Raw genomic sequence first — 16,233 nt, 5'->3', positions numbered from 1 at the left:
CCCGCACCGCCCGCGCGCATCCGCTCGGCCAAGGTGCCCTGCGGGTTGAACTCCAGCTCCAGCTCGCCCGAGAGGTATTGCCGCATGAACTCCGCATTCTCGCCCACATAGGAGCTGATCATCTTCCGGATCTGGCGCGTGTCCAAGAGCTTGCCCAGCCCGAACCCGTCCACGCCGCAATTGTTGCTGGCGATCGTCAGGTCCTTCACCCCCGAGCGCACCAGCGCGTCGATCAGCAATTCCGGAATGCCGCAGAGCCCGAAACCACCGGCCGCGATGAACATCCCGTCGTGAAGCAAACCATCCAGAGCCGCATCGGCAGTGGCATAAACCTTCTTCATCGGCCTCCCCCCGTCTGTGTTTCTGCACCTGCACACTAGGCGTGCTGCATCCGCTGTCAATCGGCGCGGGCGATGTTATCGCCCGCAGCCCTCAATCCGCAGCCTTGGCGGCCTTGCCCTTGGCGGCGGGCTTCGCCTTCGCCTTGGGCGCAGCCTTGGCCTTGGGCTTTGCAGTCTTCGCCGCGGCGGGCTTGCGCGCGGCCTTCGCCGGCGTCTTGCCGGCCTTGGCGGCGATCAGCTCCAGCGCCTGTTCCAGCGTCAGATCCTCGGGCGTGGTGTCGCGGGGCAGGGTGGCGTTGACCTTGGCCCATTTGACATAGGGTCCGTATCGACCGTTCATCACCTGGATCGGACCGCCATCCGGATGCTCGCCCAGTTCGCGCAAGGGTGCAGCGGCTGCCGCGCGGCCCCGCGTCTGCTTGGCGGCCAGAACCTCGACGGCGCGATTCATGCCGATGGTGAAGACCTCGTCCACATCCGCGATGTTGGCATACTTGCTGCCATGTTTCACATAGGGACCGAAGCGACCGATCCCGGCCTCGATCAGCACGCCATCTTCGGGATGCGGACCGACGGGGCGTGGCAGCGACAGAAGCTGCACGGCCTTTTCAAGATCCAGGCTCGCGGGGTCCCAGCCCTTCGGGATCGAGGCGCGGGGCGGCTTGGGATTCTCCTCGCTCGCCTCGCCGCGCTGGACATAGGGGCCGAAGCGCCCGGTCTTGAGGCTGATCGGCTCGCCCTGATCCTCTCCCAGCACCCGGTCGCCCACCGGCGCCTCGCCATCGGGCGCGGACAGCGGACGGGTGTAGCGGCATTCCGGGTAATTCGTGCAGCCGATGAAGGCACCGCCCGAACGCGCGGTCTTGAGGTTCAGCCGCCCCGCGTTGCAGAGCGGGCAGGTGCGCGGATCGCCACCATCGGCCCGAGGCGGATAGAGATGGGGCGCCAGCGCCTCGTCGATCGCGTCCAAAACCTCGGTGATCCGCAGCTCGGACGTGCCCTCCAGTGCCTTTGAAAAATCCTTCCAGAAGCGGCCCAGCACGTCGCGCCAGACCCGCTCGCCCGCGCTGATCTCGTCCAGCTCGTTCTCCAGATCCGCGGTGAAGTCGTAGCTGACATAGCGCGGGAAGTATTTCAGCAGGAAGATCGTGACAAGCCGGCCCTTGTCCTCGGGGATCAGGCGGTTCTTGTCCTTGCGGACATAGTCGCGGTCCTGGATCGTCGTGACGATGCTGGCATAGGTCGAGGGACGGCCGATCCCCAGCTCTTCCATGCGCTTGACCAGGGTCGCCTCGGTGTAGCGGGGCGGGGGCTGGGTGAAGTGCTGGCGCGCGGCAGCCGCGGCGTGTTCATCCGTCAGCAGGCCGGGCGCGCCGCGCTGGCCGGCGGGGGCGTCGATAGGATCGCCGCCCTTCTCGCGGGCCTTCGCCAGTTCCTCGTCGAAGGCGGCGGGCACGAGGCGGGCGGCCTCGCCCTCGGCGATCTTGGGCAGGCGGGCGCTGTCCTCGCCTTCGTCGTCGTCGCGGCCTTGGTCGTAGACGCGCAGGAAACCGTCGAACAGCATCACCTGACCCGTCGCGCGCAGGCCGACCTGGGCGTCCGGGCTGGCGATCTCGACCGTCGTGCGCTCCATCCGCGCGGCCTCCATCTGGCTGGCGATGGTGCGCTTCCAGATCAGGTCATAGAGCTTCCTCTGATCGTCCGCGCTCACCTTCAGCCGGTCCGGCGACATCATCATGTCGGTCGGCCGGATGCATTCATGCGCTTCTTGGGCGTTCTTGGCCTTGTTCTTGTACATGCGCGGCGATTTCGGCAGGTAGGTCTCGCCGAACTTCGCCTTGATCGCGTCGCGCGCCGACATCACCGCCTCGGGCGCCATGTCGATCCCGTCGGTCCGCATGTAGGTGATCAGCCCCGCCTCGTAGAGCCTTTGCGCCGCAGACATGCAGGCCTTGGCGCCCATGCCCAGCTTGCGCGAGGCCTCCTGCTGGAGGGTCGAGGTCATGAAGGGCGGCCAGGGATTGCGGCTGGCCGGCTTGGCGGTGACGCTGGCGACCTTGAGGGCCCGGCTGGTCACCGCGCTCAGCGCCATCGCCGCCTTCTCGGCCGTGCCCAGATCGAAGCGGTCGAGCCTCGCTCCCGCCAGAGAAACGAGCTGCGCATCGTATTCCTCGCCCGAGGGCGTCGCGAGGCGGGCATGGACCGACCAGTATTCGCGGGGCTTGAAGGCCTCGATCTCCATCTCGCGGTCGACGATCAGGCGCAGGCAGACCGATTGCACGCGGCCCGCCGACTTGGCGCCGGGCAGCTTGCGCCACAGCACCGGCGAGAGGTTGAAGCCCACAAGATAGTCCAGCGCGCGGCGGGCCAGATAGGCATCGACCAGCGGCTGGTCGATCTGGCGCGGGCGGGCCATCGCCTCGGTCACGGCGGTCTTGGTGATCGCGTTGAAGGTGACGCGATTGACCTCGGCGCCCTTCTTCAGGGCAGGGGCCAGCGCTTCCAGCAGGTGCCAGCTGATCGCCTCGCCCTCGCGGTCGGGGTCGGTGGCCAGGATCAGCGACTGGTCGTCCTTGAGCGCGTCCTTGATCGCCTTGAGGTGCTTCTTGCTGTCGGCCGCGACCTCCCATTTCATGTCGAAATCCTGTTCGGGATCGACGCTGCCATCCTTGGGCGGCAGGTCGCGGACATGCCCGAAACTGGCCAGAACACGGTAATCCCCGCCCAGATATTTCTCGATCGTTTTGGCCTTGGCCGGAGATTCGACGACGACGACGGGCATGGATTCCTCGGGCAACTGCGATGGGGCGGCAACATGGGTGCGGGGCGCGGTGCTGTCAACGGCCCTTGGTCGCGCCCCTGCCGCCCGCCCTCAGCACAAGGCGATGCGCCCGCCCGGCACCCGCGTCAGCCGCCCCTCGAGTTCCAGCGCCACGATCGCGGCATTCGCGACCGCCACGGGAATGCCCAGATCGCGGATCAGGTCGTTCTCGTCCGTGGGCGAGGGCGAGAGCCGCGACAGGATGCGCTGCTCAAGCTGCACCGGCCCGCCACGGTCGCGCGACGAAGGCGCCATGACGGGGCCGCCGCTGCCGGGCAGCCGCCTTGCGGCGGGCCGTGGCGCCGCGACGGGGGCGGCCTCGGCCTCGGCGCGTTCCTCGATCTGGCGCGTGGCCTCGGCCAAGGCCTCGACCACGTCGGACGCGCTGCGCACCAGAAGCGCCCCGTCGCGGATCAGCGCGTTGCAGCCGGCGGCGCGCGCATCCATCGGGTGGCCGGGGACCGCCATCACCTCGCGCCCCTGATCCAGCGCGTTCCTCGCCGTGATCAGCGTGCCCGAACGATGCGCGGCCTCGATCACGACCACCGCGCGCGACAGCCCCGACACGATGCGGTTGCGGGTGGGGAAATGGCGCGCCGCGGGTTCGGTGCCGGGCGGCTGCTCGGAGATCAGCGCGCCCTTCTCGGCGATCTGCGCGGCGAGGACCGCGTTCTCGGCCGGGTAGATGACGTCGACCCCGCCCGCCATCACCGCAATCGTGCCGGTGGGCAGCGCGGCGTTATGGGCGGCCGTGTCGATCCCGCGCGCAAGCCCCGCCGCCACGACCAGTCCCTGTTCGCCAAGCCCCGCCGCCATCCCCCGCGCCATCCGCAGCCCGAGAGAGGATGCGTTTCGGGCCCCGATCACCGAAACGATGTCGCGCGCCAGCCAGGCCGGATCGCCCCGTAGCCACAGGACCGGTGGCGCCCCCTCGATCTGGCGCAGGGCGGGCGGATAAAGCGGCGAATCGCAGCGGATGAGCTGCGCCCCCGCACGCCGGCCCGCCGACAATTCCGCGACGGCGACGCCTTCGGGGCAGGTCTGGTAATCATCGATCCCGGCGGCGGCGGCGATTTCGGGCAGGGCGCGCAGGGCCTCTGCGGCGCTGCCATGTTCGGACATCAGCCGGTGAAAGGTCGCAGGCCCCACCCTGCGAGAGCGGATGAGCCGCAAGACCGACAGATCGTCATCCCGCATCATCGCAGGATTGGGGGGGATTGCGTGCAATGCGGACCCGTTCATGAAGCTGTCTCCGACTCATCCGCCTGCAGGTCTAGCGCGAAGGTCGTTAACAACCCGTTACCGGGGCCGTATTGTTCAGGCGGCCGAGCCGCCCACCGTCAGCCCGCCGATCAGCAGCGTCGGCTGGCCCACGCCCACCGGCACCCACTGGCCCTGCTTGCCGCAATTGCCGATGCCGGGGTCCAGCGCCATGTCGTTTCCGATCGCGCGCACCTGTTGCAGCGCGGTCGCCCCGTCCCCGATCAGCGTCGCGCCGCGCACCGGATCGCCCACCACGCCGTTCTTCACGCGATAGGCCTCGGTGCAGGAAAAGACGAACTTGCCGTTGGTGATGTCCACCTGGCCGCCGCCGAAACCCACCGCGTAGATCCCGTCCTTCAGATCGGCAAGGATCGCGGCGGGGTCCGCATCGCCGCCCGGCATGTAGGTGTTGGTCATGCGCGGCATCGGCACATGGGCGAAGCTTTCGCGCCGGCCATTGCCCGTGGGGGCGACACCCATCAGCCGCGCATTCTGACGGTCCTGCATGTAGCCGACGAGAATGCCGTCCTCGATCAGCACGTTGCGGGCGGGGGGCGTGCCCTCGTCATCGATGTTGATGCTGCCGCGCCGGTCGGGAAGGGTGCCGTCATCGACCACCGTCACGCCCGGCGCCGCGACGCGCTGGCCCAGCAGGCCGGCAAAGGCGCTGGCCTTCTTGCGGTTGAAGTCACCCTCCAGCCCGTGGCCCACGGCCTCGTGCAGCAGGATGCCCGGCCAGCCCGGCCCGAGAACCACGTCCATCACCCCCGCCGGCGCCGCGACCGAGCGCAGGTTGACCAGCGCGATACGCAGCGCCTCGTCCACCTGGGCGCGCCAATGGGCGGGCTCCATCAGGCCGGTCAGCGAGACGCGCCCGCCGCCGCCCGCGCTGCCGGATTCGCGCCGGTCGTTGTTCTCGACAATCACTGCGACATTCAGTCGCGTCATGGGGCGGATGTCGCGGACAAGGCCGCCTTCGGGGCGCAGGATCACGACCTCCTGCAGGGCGCTGGCGATGCTTGCGGTGACCTGCACGACCCGCGGATCCAGGCTGCGGGCGTAATCGTCGATCTCGCGCAGAAGGGCGATGCGGGCGGCGATGCCGATGCCCTCGGCCGGGTCGATCGCGGGGTATAGCGCGACCGGACGCATCGGGGCAGGATCGGCCAGCGTACCGCCGCCCGCACCCACCGCCAGACGCGCCGTTTCCGCAGCGCGGCGCAGCGAAGCCTCGGAGATGTCGGTGGAATGGGCGTATCCCGTCACCTCGCCGCGCACGGCGCGCAGGCCGAAGCCCTGACCCGCCATCGCGCTGGAATGACGCAGCCTGCCATCGTCGAAGGTCAGCGCCTCGCTATGGCTGCGCTCGAGGAACAACTCGCCGTCCTCGGCGCCCGCGACGGCGTCGCGCAGGATCGCCAGCGCACGATCATGGTCCAGCAGATCGGCAAAGGGGTCGAAGGTCGCGTCTGTCATCTGGCCTCCTGCCGGGTCGGGATGCGCGGCAGCGGGTCGCGTTCCCAAAATCGCCGGATTTCCGTAGGTATCACTTGCCCGAGAGGGCGAGATATGGTCATAGAACGGTCACTGTGAAAGGAAAAGGGGCAGCCTCGCGGCGGCCCCTGCGGCTGTTCAGGCCGGGCCAATGCAACGGGATGGAACGATGGCAAGAGCGATGATTCGCGGGGCAGTCGCGGCAGCTACGGGGTTCGCGACTGCGGGCATGCTGACCGGCACTGCGCTGGCGCAGGACGTGTTGGGCGAGCTGCCCTCGATCGGCAAGCCGGTGGCGCGCGGGACCGGGTTCCACCCGGCGGCGACCGAACTGGCGCGGGACCAGCAATGGCTGGACAACTTCGTGTTGTATATCATTGCGGCCATCACGATCTTCGTCTGCGTGCTGCTGCTGATCGTGATCGTCCGCTTCAATTCGCGCGCGAACCCGGTTCCTGCGAAATTCACCCACAACACCCCGCTCGAGATCGCTTGGACGCTGGTTCCGGTGCTGATCCTCGTGGCGATCGGGGCCTTCTCGCTGCCGATCCTGTTCCGCAGCCAGGAAATGCCGGAAAACCCGGACGTGATCGTCAAGATCACCGGCCACCAGTGGTACTGGTCCTATGAATATCCCGACAACGGCATCGCCTTCGATTCGCTGATGCTGGCCGAGGATGAACTGGCCGATTACGGCTATGCGCCCGACGAATACCTGCTGGCGACCGACACCGCGATGGTCGTCCCGGTCGGCCAGAACGTGCTGGTCCAGATCACAGCCAGCGACGTGATCCATTCCTGGACCATCCCGGCCTTCGCCGTGAAGCAGGACGCCGTTCCGGGCCGCATCGGCCAGGCGTGGTTCAATGTCGAGCAAGAGGGCGTCTATTTCGGCCAGTGCAGCGAGCTTTGCGGCATCAGCCACGCCTACATGCCCATCGTCGTGAAGGCGGTCAGCCCCGAAATCTATGCCGCCTGGATCGCCGAACAGGGCGGCACCCTTGGCGAAGAGGCGGCGCAGACCGCTTCCCTCGACGCCGAAGCCGAGATCACGCTGGCCCGCGCCGAGTGATCTTGCGACCCAGGTCGGGGCTGACAGCCCCGGCCAAGGAAGGATGATGAACGCGCGATGACCGATATCAACGCCTGCCAGACCGCCCCCGAGGCCGAGTTCAACGACTATGTCGCCCTGCTGAAGCCGCGGGTGATGTCGCTTGTGGTGTTCACGGCCTTTGTCGGCCTGTGGATCGCGCCGGTGGATGTGCATCCGTTCCTGGCCTTCTGCGCGGTGCTGTTCATCGCGCTTGGCGGCGGGGCATCGGGTGCGCTGAACATGTGGTATGACAGCGACATCGACGCTGTGATGCGGCGCACGCAGTCGCGTCCGATCCCCTCGGGCAGGATCCAGCGCGGCGAGGCGCTGGCCGTCGGGCTGGCGCTGTCGGGCCTTTCGGTCATGATGCTGGGGCTGGTGGCCAACTGGTTCGCCGCCCTGTTCCTGGCCTTCACGATCTTCTTCTACGCGGTGGTCTACACGATCTGGCTGAAGCGCTGGACGCCGCAGAACATCGTCATCGGCGGCGCGGCGGGCGCCTTCCCTCCGATGATTGGCTGGGCCTGCGCGACAGGCGGCGTCTCGATCGAGTCGCTGCTGATGTTCGCGCTGATCTTCTTCTGGACGCCGCCGCATTTCTGGGCGCTCGCGCTGTTCATGCGCGACGATTACAAGGATGCCGGCGTGCCGATGCTGACGGTCACGCATGGCCGCGAAGTGACGCGCCGCCACATCTTTGCCTACACGCTGGTGCTGGCGCCGTTCTCGCTGTGGCTTGGCTTCACCTCGGTTGGCGGTCCGCTTTATCTGGCGGTCGCTGTCGTGCTGAACGCGGCCTTCATCCGGGGCGGCTGGCAGATCCTGAAGCGCAGCGAAGAGGCCGCGCGGGGCGACGATTTCGCGACCGAAAAGCGGGTCTTCAAACTGTCGCTGACCTATCTCTTCCTTCATTTCCTGGCGCTGCTGGGGCAGAACTGGCTGGGGGCGTGGTGATGCAACTCAAGGCTGAACATGAACTTCACGGCCGTCGCCGGTCGCGCAATGTCGGGCTGGGCGTCGTCCTGATCGGCTTCGTCGCGCTGGTCTTCGCGCTGACGGTGGTCAAGGTCCAGCAGGGCCACATGCTGGAGGCTTTCGACCACCAGCCCCGCGTCAGCCTGCTGCCCGCAGAGGAACCCGCCGAACCCGCACCGAACCCGTCACAGGAGGCCGCCGAATGATGAAACGCATGAGCCCCGAAGGCCGCACCGCGACCAAGCTGGTCGGCGTGGTCATCACGATGGGCGCGCTGTCATGGGCTGCGGTGCCGTTCTACGACTGGTTCTGCCGGGTGACGGGCTTCGGCGGCACCACGCAGGTCTCGGCGGCGGCGCCCGATCTGGTGCTTGAGGAAGTCGTCCGGGTGCGCTTCGACGCCAATACCGACCCGAACCTGCCCTGGACCTTCCGCCCGATGCAGAACCGCATGGATGTCCGCATCGGCGAGAACGGCCTGGCCTTCTACGAGGCGATCAACAATTCCGACGTGCCCATCACCGGCACGGCCAGCTACAACGTCGCGCCCGAGATTTCGGGCTTCTACTTCAGCAAGGTCGAGTGCTTCTGCTTCACCGAACAGACCCTTCAGCCGGGCGAGCGGATCGAGATGCCGGTCAGCTTCTTCGTCGACCCGGAGATCGTGAAGGACCGCGACGCAAGCTGGGTGCGCGACATCACGCTGTCCTATACCTTCCACCGGACCGAGCCCCGGCGCGCCGCGCTTGACACGGACACGGCCGAGACCATCAACTGAGACAAGACTTCGAGGGAGCCGACGGGGATCCGCCATGGCGCATGCAAAGAACCACGACTACCATATTCTTCCGGCCTCGATATGGCCGTTCCTCGCCTCGGTGGCGGTCTTCGTCATGCTGTTCGGCGCCGTCGCCTGGATGACGGGCGAGGTGACGCTGTTCGGCGCGCCGATCACCGGCCCCTGGATGTTCCTGATCGGCCTGGTTGCCACGACCTATGTCAGCTTTGCCTGGTGGGCCGACGTGATCCGCGAGGGTGAGGCCGGCGATCACACCCCCGTCGTGCGTCTGGGCCTGCAATACGGCTTCATCCTGTTCGTGATCTCCGAGGCGATGCTGTTCGTCTCGCTGTTCTGGAACTTCATCAAGAACGCCATGTATCCGATGGGCCCCGAAAGCCCGCTGCGCGACGGCGTCTGGCCGCCCGAAGGCATCGTGACCTTCGACCCCTGGCACCTGCCCTTCATCAACACGCTGGTCCTGCTGCTGTCGGGAGTCGCCGTGACCTGGGCGCACCATGCCTGGGCGCATGAGGGCGACCGCAAGGTGGCGATCAACGGTCTGGCCGTCGCCGTGGCCCTGGGCGTGATCTTCACCGGCCTGCAGGCCTATGAATACAGCCACGCCGCCTTTGGCCTGGCCGATACCGCCTATGCCTCGGCCTTCTACATCGCCACCGGCTTCCACGGCCTGCACGTCATCATCGGCACGATCTTCCTTGCGGTCTGCCTGTGGCGCTTCATGAAGGGCCAGATGACCCAGCACCAGCATGTCGGCTTCGAAGCCGCCGCCTGGTACTGGCACTTCGTCGACGTGATCTGGCTGATCCTGTTCGCCGTCATCTACGTCTGGGGCAGCTGATCCCCGCCACCAGCGAAAAAAGGCGCGCGGGGATCAGCCCCGCGCGTTTTTCGTTGTCCAAGATCGGAAATGCCATGCGCCGCTATCTCTTTCCGCTTGTCGTCGGCATCGTCGGCTGCGCCGTCCTGATCCAGCTTGGCCTGTGGCAGCTTGACCGGCGCGACTGGAAAGAGGGCCTTCTGGCCGAGATCGTCGAGGGCATCAATGCGCCCCCCGTGCCCCTTCCGGACCAGATCGACCCCTCGATGAAATACCTGCCGGTCACGGTCAGCGGCACCACCACGGGGGCCGAGATCGACGTCCTGTCCCATACGCGCGAACAGGGCGCGGGTTATCAGGTCGTCTCGCGCTTCATCACCGATGACGGGCGGGCGATCCTGGTGGACCGGGGCTTCGTGCCGCAGGAGATGCGCCGCGTCGAACGCCCGCCAGTCCGGCTGCAGATCACCGGAAACCTGCACTGGCCGCAGGATGCCAGCGCCTCGACCCCCGCACCGAACCTGGACGAGAACATCTGGTTCGCCCGCGATGTCGAGCACATGGCCGAGGTGCTGGACACGCTGCCGGTGCTGGTCGTGGCCAGCTTCGTGCAGGGCGACAATCAGGGCGCGCGCCCGATCCCCGTCGCGGTCGAGGGGATTCCGAACAACCATCTGTCCTATGCGATGCAGTGGTTCCTGATCGCGGCGACATGGGCGGTGATGACACTGGCGCTGATCTGGCGTATCAGGCAGCGCAAATACTGAAGGACGAATGATGCGTTACGTCTCGACCCGCGGGCAGGCCCCGGTTCTGAACTTCGAAGAGGCCATGCTGTCGGGGCTGGCGCGCGACGGCGGCCTCTACCTGCCCGAGACCATCCCCTCGCTGGAGGGGATCGAGGCGCTGGACGGCCTGTCCTACGAAGAGGTCGCCTTTCGCGTGATCCGTCCCTTCACAGGCGACAGCTTCACAGACGAGGAATTGCGCGGCGCCATCGACCGGGCCTATGCGCGCATCAGCCATGCCGCCCGCGCGCCGCTGGTGCAGTTGGCCCCCGGCCATCACCTGCTGGAGCTGTTCCACGGGCCGACGCTGGCCTTCAAGGATTTTGCGATGCAGCTGATCGCGCAGCTCTTCCAGATCGCGCTGACGCGGTCGGGGCAGCGCATCACCATCGTGGGCGCGACTTCAGGGGATACCGGCAGCGCGGCGATCGAGGCGTTCCGCGGCATCGACAACGTGGATGTGTTCATCATGTATCCGCATGGCCGCGTCAGCGAGGTGCAGCGTCGCCAGATGACGACGCCCGCCGCCGGGAACGTGCATGCGCTGGCCGTGACCGGGCATTTCGACGATTGCCAAGCGCGGCTGAAGGATCTGTTCAACGACCATGCATTCCGCGACGAGGTCGGGCTGGCCGGCGTGAACAGCATCAACTGGGCGCGCGTGGTGGCGCAGATCGTCTATTACTTCACGGCCTGCGCCTCTCTGGGGATGCGGCAGACCGATTTCTGCGTGCCGACCGGCAATTTCGGTGACATCTTCGCAGGCTCCATCGCGCGCCGCATGGGCCTGCCGGTGCGCCGCCTGATCGTGGCGACCAACCAGAACGACATCCTGCACCGCGCGCTGAGCACGGGCGAATACCGGGTGGGCGAGGTTGCGCCCTCGATCAGCCCGTCGATGGACATTCAGGTCAGCTCGAACTTCGAGCGCGCGCTGTATCTGGCCTACGGGCAGGATGCGGGCGCGATCCGGCAGCTGATGGCCGAACTCAAGGCCGGTGGCTTCTCGATCAGCCAAGGCGCGCTGCAAACCCTGCGCGAGGAATTCCGCTCGGGCCGCGTCTCCGAGGAAGAGACGCTGGCGACGATCACCCGCACCCGCAACACGACGGGCGAGGTGCTCTGCCCCCACAGTGCCATCGGTGTGGCCGTCGCCGAGCGTCATCTTGAGCCGGGCGTCCCGATGGTCACGCTGGCCACCGCACATCCGGCCAAGTTCCCCGACGCGGTCGAGCGCGCCACCGGCCTCTGCCCCGCCTTGCCGCCGCATATGGAGGGCCTGTTCGACCTGCCCGAGCGCGTGACGCGGGTTGAAAACGAGGTCGAGGCGCTCAAGTCGCTGATCCTCGAACGGAGAACTCGGTGACAGAACCCATCATCACGACCCTGCCCAACGGGCTGCGTGTGGCCACGCGCGCCATGCCGGGCCTGCATTCCGCCTCGCTTGGGGTCTGGGTGAATGCGGGCGGCCGCAACGAGCGCGCCGAACAGAACGGCATCGCGCATTTCCTGGAACACATGGCCTTCAAGGGCACGACGCGCCGCAGCGCCCTTCAGATCGCCGAGGCGATCGAGGATGTGGGCGGTTACATCAACGCCTATACCTCGCGCGACGCGACTGCCTATTACGTCCGCGTGCTCGAGGATGACGTCGATCTGGCCTTTGACGTCATCAGCGACATCGTGCTGAACCCGGTCTTCGACGCCCGCGAGATCGAGGTCGAGCGCGGCGTGATCCTGCAAGAGATCGGGCAATGTCTGGACACGCCCGACGACATCATCTTTGACTGGCTGCAAGAGGCCGCCTATCCCGACCAGCCGATGGGTCGCACGATCCTTGGCCCGGCGGAATGCGTCAGCCGGTTCGGGCGCGCCGATCTGGCGAGTTTCGTGGCCGAGAATTACGGGCCCGGCCAGATGGTCGTCTCGGCGGCGGGCGCGGTCTCGCATGACCGCATCGTGGCCCTGGCCGAGGCCGCGTTCGGCCATCTGAAGCCCGTGGCCCAGGCCCCGCGCGAGGCCGCCCGCTGGCAGGGCCGCGAGACGCGCCACGTCAAGCCGCTGGAACAGGCCCATTTCGCGCTGGCCTTCGAGGGGCCGGGCTATCTGGCGCCGGATTTCTATGCCGCGCAGATCTTTTCGTCGGCGCTTGGCGGGGGCATGTCCTCGCGCCTGTTCCAGAAGATCCGCGAGGAACGCGGCCTCTGCTACACGATCTTCGCGCAGTCGGGCTTCCACGACGATACCGGCATGCTGACGATCTATGCCGGGACCGGGTCCGAGGATCTGGCCGATCTGGCAAAACTGACCATTGACGAGATCAAGCGCGCCGCCGAGGACATGACCGAGGCCGAACTGGCGCGCGCGCGCGCCCAGCTGCGCGCCAGCCTGCTGATGGGTCTGGAAAGCCCCTCGGCGCAGGCGGAACGCATGGCGCGGACCCTCGCCATCTGGGGCCGCGTGCCGGACGCCGCCGAGGTGGCGGATCGCATCGCCAGCGTCACCCTGGCCGATATCCGCGACCATGCCGTCGGGCTGATCGGCTCGGCGCGGCCTGCCCTGGCGCTTTACGGCCCGGTCGAGGGCGCGCCGACGCGCGAGGATCTGCTGCGAAGGCTTGCTGCATGATGCTGCTCAGGCGTCGCCCGATCCGGCTGGATGCCGAGCGGATCGTGCTGCGCCTGCCCACGCATTCCGATTTCAACGCCTGGACCGCACTGCGCGACGAAAGCCGCGACTTCCTGATTCCGTGGGAGCCCGTCTGGTCGCGCGACCACCTGTCCCGCAAAAGCTTCACCAACCGCGTCCACTGGGCGGCGCGGGCGGCGCGGGCAGGGACCGGCTTTCCCTTCTTCATCACGCGCCGCGCGGATGGCGCGCTGCTGGGTGCGGTGACGCTGGACAATGTGCGGCGCGGCCCGGCGCAATCGGCGACGGTCGGCTACTGGATCGGCCAGCCTCATGCGCGCCAGGGCTACATGCGCGAGGCACTGGGCGTCCTAGTCCATTACGCCTTCACCACGCTGGATCTCAGCCGGATCGAGGCTGCCTGCCTGCCCGAGAATGCCGCCTCGCGCGGGGTGCTCGAGAAATCGGGCTTTAAATACGAGGGCGTCGCGCAAAGCTATCTGCAGATCGACGGGCGCTGGCGCAACCATGTGCTCTACGCCAATCTGCGCAGCGACCGGAGGGGCCGCACCGATGTTCGCTGACCTGAACCCCGCCGACGACCGCCTTGCCGCGCGCCTGCCCGCCGGTGTGCTGCGCGAACCCTCGCCCACCTATACCGAGGAACCGCGTGGCCGCTTTCACGGGCAGGCCGGACTGATCGCCGCCCCCCGCGATGCCGAGGAATGCGCGGCCATCATCCGTGCCTGCCTTGAGGCGCGCGTGCCGGTCGTGCCGCGCGGCGGCGGCACCGGGCTGGTCGGCGGCCAGATCATGCCCGACGGCCCCGCGCCCTTGATCCTGTCGCTGGAACGCATGGCCGCCATTCGCGCGACCTATCCCGACGAGGGCGTGATGATCGCGGAATCGGGCGTCACGCTGCATGCGGCGCGCGAGGCGGCTGCGGCTGTCGGGCGGCAATTTCCGCTGTCTCTGGCCTCGCAGGGCAGCGCCCGGATTGGGGGGGTGCTGTCCACCAATGCGGGCGGGGTGAACGTGCTGCGCTACGGCAATGCGCGCGCCCTGTGCCTGGGGGTCGAGGCCGTGCTGCCCTCGGGGCAGATCATGCGCGACCTCAAGCGGCTGCGAAAGGACAATACCGGCTACGACCTGCGCGACCTGCTGATCGGCGCCGAGGGCACGCTTGGCATCATCACCGCCGCCGCGCTGGTCCTGGCACCGGTCCCGGCCGAGACGGGCGTGGCGCTGATGGTCGTGGACAGCCCGGAAGCCGCCTTGTCCCTGCTGGCGCTGGCGCAGGCGCGCATGGCGGGCGGCGTCACCGCGTTCGAGCTGATTTCGGGGCAGGGGCTGCATTTCCTGGCCGAGGCTTTCCCGCAGATGCGCCAGCCCTTTGCGCCCATCCCCGACTGGATGGCGCTGATCGAGGTCGGCCTGCCCGCCGGCCTGTCCTCGGCCCGCGCGCTGGAAGGGCTGTTCGAGGCCGGTCTTGCCGCCGGTCTGGTCCAAGACGGCACCATCGCGCAATCCGGGCAGCAGGCTGCCGATCTCTGGGCGCTGCGCGAACATATCCCGCTGGCCAACCGCCATGTCGGCGCGATTGCCAGCCATGACATCAGCCTGCCTTTGTCCGAAATCGCGGCTTTCGTGCGCGACGCGGGCGCCATGATCGCGGCCGAGGGCGACATGCGCGTCAACTGCTTCGGCCATCTGGGCGATGGCAACCTGCATTACAACCTGTTCCCCGCGCCGGGCCGCAAGCGCGAGGAATACGACGACCAGCGCCGCGCCCTGTCGCGCCGCATCCATCAGATGGTTGTCGAACGAGGCGGCTCGTTTTCGGCCGAACACGGGGTCGGGCGGCTCAAGGCGGCGGAACTGGCGGAATGGGGCGACCCGGCCCGCCTTGCCGCGATGCGCGCCATCAAGCAGGCGCTGGACCCGGCGGGCATCATGAATCCCGGCGCCGTTCTGGTCTAGGCACCCTCGAACGCACAGAGCGCATGGACCGGCATCCCCAGCCCCTCCAGCACCTTGCGCCCGCCCAGATCCGGCAGGTCGATCACGAAGGCGCAGCCGATCACCTCGGCCCCCAGCCGCTGGCACAGCGTGATCCCCGCCGCCGCCGTGCCGCCCGTGGCCAGCAGGTCATCGACGATCAGCACCCGCTCGCCCTCGCGCAGGGCGTCGTCGTGGATCTCCATGATCGCCTCGCCATATTCCAGCTGATAGGCTTCGCTGATGACGGTGCCGGGCAGCTTGCCCTTCTTGCGGATCGGCACGAACCCGACCGAAAGCTGATGCGCCACCGCGCCGCCCAGGATGAAGCCCCGCGCCTCGAGCCCCACGACCTTGTCGATGCGCTGCCCGGCATAGGCGTGCAGCAACTGATCCACCGCCATCCTGAAGCCGCGCGCATCCGAGAACAGCGTGGTCACGTCGCGGAAAATGATTCCCTCATGCGGGAAATCATGGATGCTGCGGATGTAGTCCCTGACCTCTCGGCTCATGCGGGGCGTTCCATCTCGAAGATCTCGGTCACGGCGGCGTAATCCTTGTAGCCCATCCGCGCCAGCCAGCCCCCTGCAGGGCGCGGGTCGAAACGCCCCTCGACCACGCAATCGTCGCGCAGATGCACGCCGGTGACGACGCCGAAGACGGCATAGTTCTTCTCGCCTGCCAGCGGCACGATCTGGGTCATCCGGCATTCCATCGCCGCCACCGCCCCCGCCACCCGCGGGCAGTCGATCGTGGCGCAGGGGGCGCTTTCGATCCCGGCCACCTCGAATTCGTTGGTGCCGGCGGGCAGGGGGGCCGAGCTTGCATTCATCGCTGCGCCCATGTCCGTGCTGGCGATGTTGACGCAGAAGACCCCGCTTTCGATGATCTGAGACACGCTGTCCTTGGCGCCGGGCCGGTCGGGCTTGGCCCCGGTCGAGGCGAACATGATCTGCGGCGGCACATAGGCGACCGCGTTGAAGAACGAATAGGGCGCCAGATTGTCGCCCAGCCGCCCCCGGGTCGAGATCCAGCCGATCGGCCGGGGCGCCACGATCGCATTGAAGGGATTGTGGGGCAGGCCGTGTCCGGCTTCGGGTCGATAGAACATGGGCGGCCTCCTGTCGCGTTCGGCCGCCAAACTGCCACCGCTTTTCCCGCTGTGCAATGTTCCGCCTGCGCCCCAGCCGTGATAAGGGGCCACCCCGGAATG

At 67.6% G+C, this 16,233-nt stretch carries 16 protein-coding genes; 10 read left to right on the top strand and 6 right to left on the bottom strand.

What is annotated here, in order from left to right:
- The 4 genes from QAR72_RS12800 to tldD all read right to left on the bottom strand — a co-directional run.
- Positions 1–341, bottom strand: a 341-nt coding sequence (locus tag QAR72_RS12800) for a CoA transferase subunit A (RefSeq protein ID WP_304617766.1), incomplete at its 3' end; no start/stop codon positions are given.
- Positions 342–432: 91 nt separating this feature from the next.
- A complete protein-coding gene (gene topA, locus QAR72_RS12795) occupies positions 433–3,123 on the bottom strand; it encodes a type I DNA topoisomerase (protein ID WP_304617765.1) in 2,691 nt (896 codons plus the stop codon).
- 90 nt (positions 3,124–3,213) lie between these two features.
- On the bottom strand, positions 3,214–4,362 hold the full coding sequence (dprA, locus tag QAR72_RS12790; protein ID WP_304617764.1) for a DNA-processing protein DprA: 1,149 nt from the start codon (positions 4,360–4,362) through the stop codon (positions 3,214–3,216).
- A 117-nt stretch (positions 4,363–4,479) separates the two neighbouring features.
- A complete protein-coding gene (gene tldD / locus QAR72_RS12785) occupies positions 4,480–5,901 on the bottom strand; it encodes a metalloprotease TldD (RefSeq protein ID WP_304617763.1) in 1,422 nt (473 codons plus the stop codon).
- Between the two features lie 247 nt (positions 5,902–6,148).
- Here tldD and coxB point away from each other — a divergent pair, with 247 nt between their 5' ends.
- The 10 genes from coxB (at position 6,149) to QAR72_RS12735 (ending at position 15,002) form a co-directional block, all read left to right on the top strand.
- A complete protein-coding gene (gene coxB / locus QAR72_RS12780) occupies positions 6,149–6,991 on the top strand; it encodes a cytochrome c oxidase subunit II (protein WP_331497654.1) in 843 nt (280 codons plus the stop codon).
- Positions 6,992–7,048: 57 nt separating this feature from the next.
- Positions 7,049–7,966, top strand: a complete 918-nt coding sequence (gene cyoE / locus QAR72_RS12775; RefSeq protein ID WP_304617762.1) for a heme o synthase — start codon at positions 7,049–7,051, stop codon at positions 7,964–7,966.
- Positions 7,966–8,193: a hypothetical protein gene (locus tag QAR72_RS12770; RefSeq protein WP_304617761.1), complete on the top strand. Its 228-nt coding sequence runs from the start codon at positions 7,966–7,968 to the stop codon at positions 8,191–8,193. Before cyoE ends, QAR72_RS12770 begins: the two co-directional genes overlap by 1 nt.
- Positions 8,190–8,765, top strand: coding sequence for a cytochrome c oxidase assembly protein (locus QAR72_RS12765; RefSeq protein ID WP_304617760.1), 576 nt, complete (start codon positions 8,190–8,192; stop codon positions 8,763–8,765). The genes QAR72_RS12770 and QAR72_RS12765 overlap by 4 nt, the downstream gene beginning before the upstream one ends.
- A 34-nt stretch (positions 8,766–8,799) precedes the next feature.
- Positions 8,800–9,627, top strand: a complete 828-nt coding sequence (locus QAR72_RS12760; RefSeq protein ID WP_304617759.1) for a cytochrome c oxidase subunit 3 — start codon at positions 8,800–8,802, stop codon at positions 9,625–9,627.
- A 74-nt stretch (positions 9,628–9,701) separates the two neighbouring features.
- Positions 9,702–10,373, top strand: a complete 672-nt coding sequence (locus QAR72_RS12755) for an SURF1 family protein (RefSeq protein WP_304617758.1) — start codon at positions 9,702–9,704, stop codon at positions 10,371–10,373.
- A gap of 10 nt (positions 10,374–10,383) precedes the next feature.
- Positions 10,384–11,760 carry a threonine synthase gene (gene thrC / locus QAR72_RS12750; RefSeq protein ID WP_304617768.1) on the top strand — a complete coding sequence of 459 codons (1,377 nt, stop codon included), beginning with the start codon at positions 10,384–10,386 and terminating at the stop codon, positions 11,758–11,760.
- A complete protein-coding gene (locus QAR72_RS12745) occupies positions 11,757–13,022 on the top strand; it encodes a M16 family metallopeptidase (protein WP_304617757.1) in 1,266 nt (421 codons plus the stop codon). The genes thrC and QAR72_RS12745 overlap by 4 nt, the downstream gene beginning before the upstream one ends.
- A complete protein-coding gene (locus QAR72_RS12740; protein ID WP_304617767.1) occupies positions 13,022–13,606 on the top strand; it encodes a GNAT family N-acetyltransferase in 585 nt (194 codons plus the stop codon). The genes QAR72_RS12745 and QAR72_RS12740 overlap by 1 nt, the downstream gene beginning before the upstream one ends.
- Positions 13,596–15,002 carry an FAD-binding oxidoreductase gene (locus QAR72_RS12735; RefSeq protein ID WP_304617756.1) on the top strand — a complete coding sequence of 469 codons (1,407 nt, stop codon included), beginning with the start codon at positions 13,596–13,598 and terminating at the stop codon, positions 15,000–15,002. Before QAR72_RS12740 ends, QAR72_RS12735 begins: the two co-directional genes overlap by 11 nt.
- Here the strand turns inward: QAR72_RS12735 and QAR72_RS12730 are convergent.
- Positions 14,999–15,532 (bottom strand): adenine phosphoribosyltransferase, encoded by a 534-nt coding sequence (locus QAR72_RS12730; protein WP_304617755.1) that lies wholly within the window; start codon positions 15,530–15,532, stop codon positions 14,999–15,001. The genes QAR72_RS12735 and QAR72_RS12730 overlap by 4 nt on opposite strands.
- Positions 15,529–16,131: a flavin reductase family protein gene (locus QAR72_RS12725; RefSeq protein WP_304617754.1), complete on the bottom strand. Its 603-nt coding sequence runs from the start codon at positions 16,129–16,131 to the stop codon at positions 15,529–15,531. The genes QAR72_RS12730 and QAR72_RS12725 overlap by 4 nt, the downstream gene beginning before the upstream one ends.
- Positions 16,132–16,233 lie beyond the last annotated feature (102 nt).

It is taken from the genome of Paracoccus sp. (in: a-proteobacteria) (assembly GCF_030604785.1).
Classification (GTDB): domain Bacteria; phylum Pseudomonadota; class Alphaproteobacteria; order Rhodobacterales; family Rhodobacteraceae; genus Paracoccus.
Note: the sequence above shows the minus strand (reverse complement) of the source record. Positions and strands in the feature narration are given on the sequence as shown.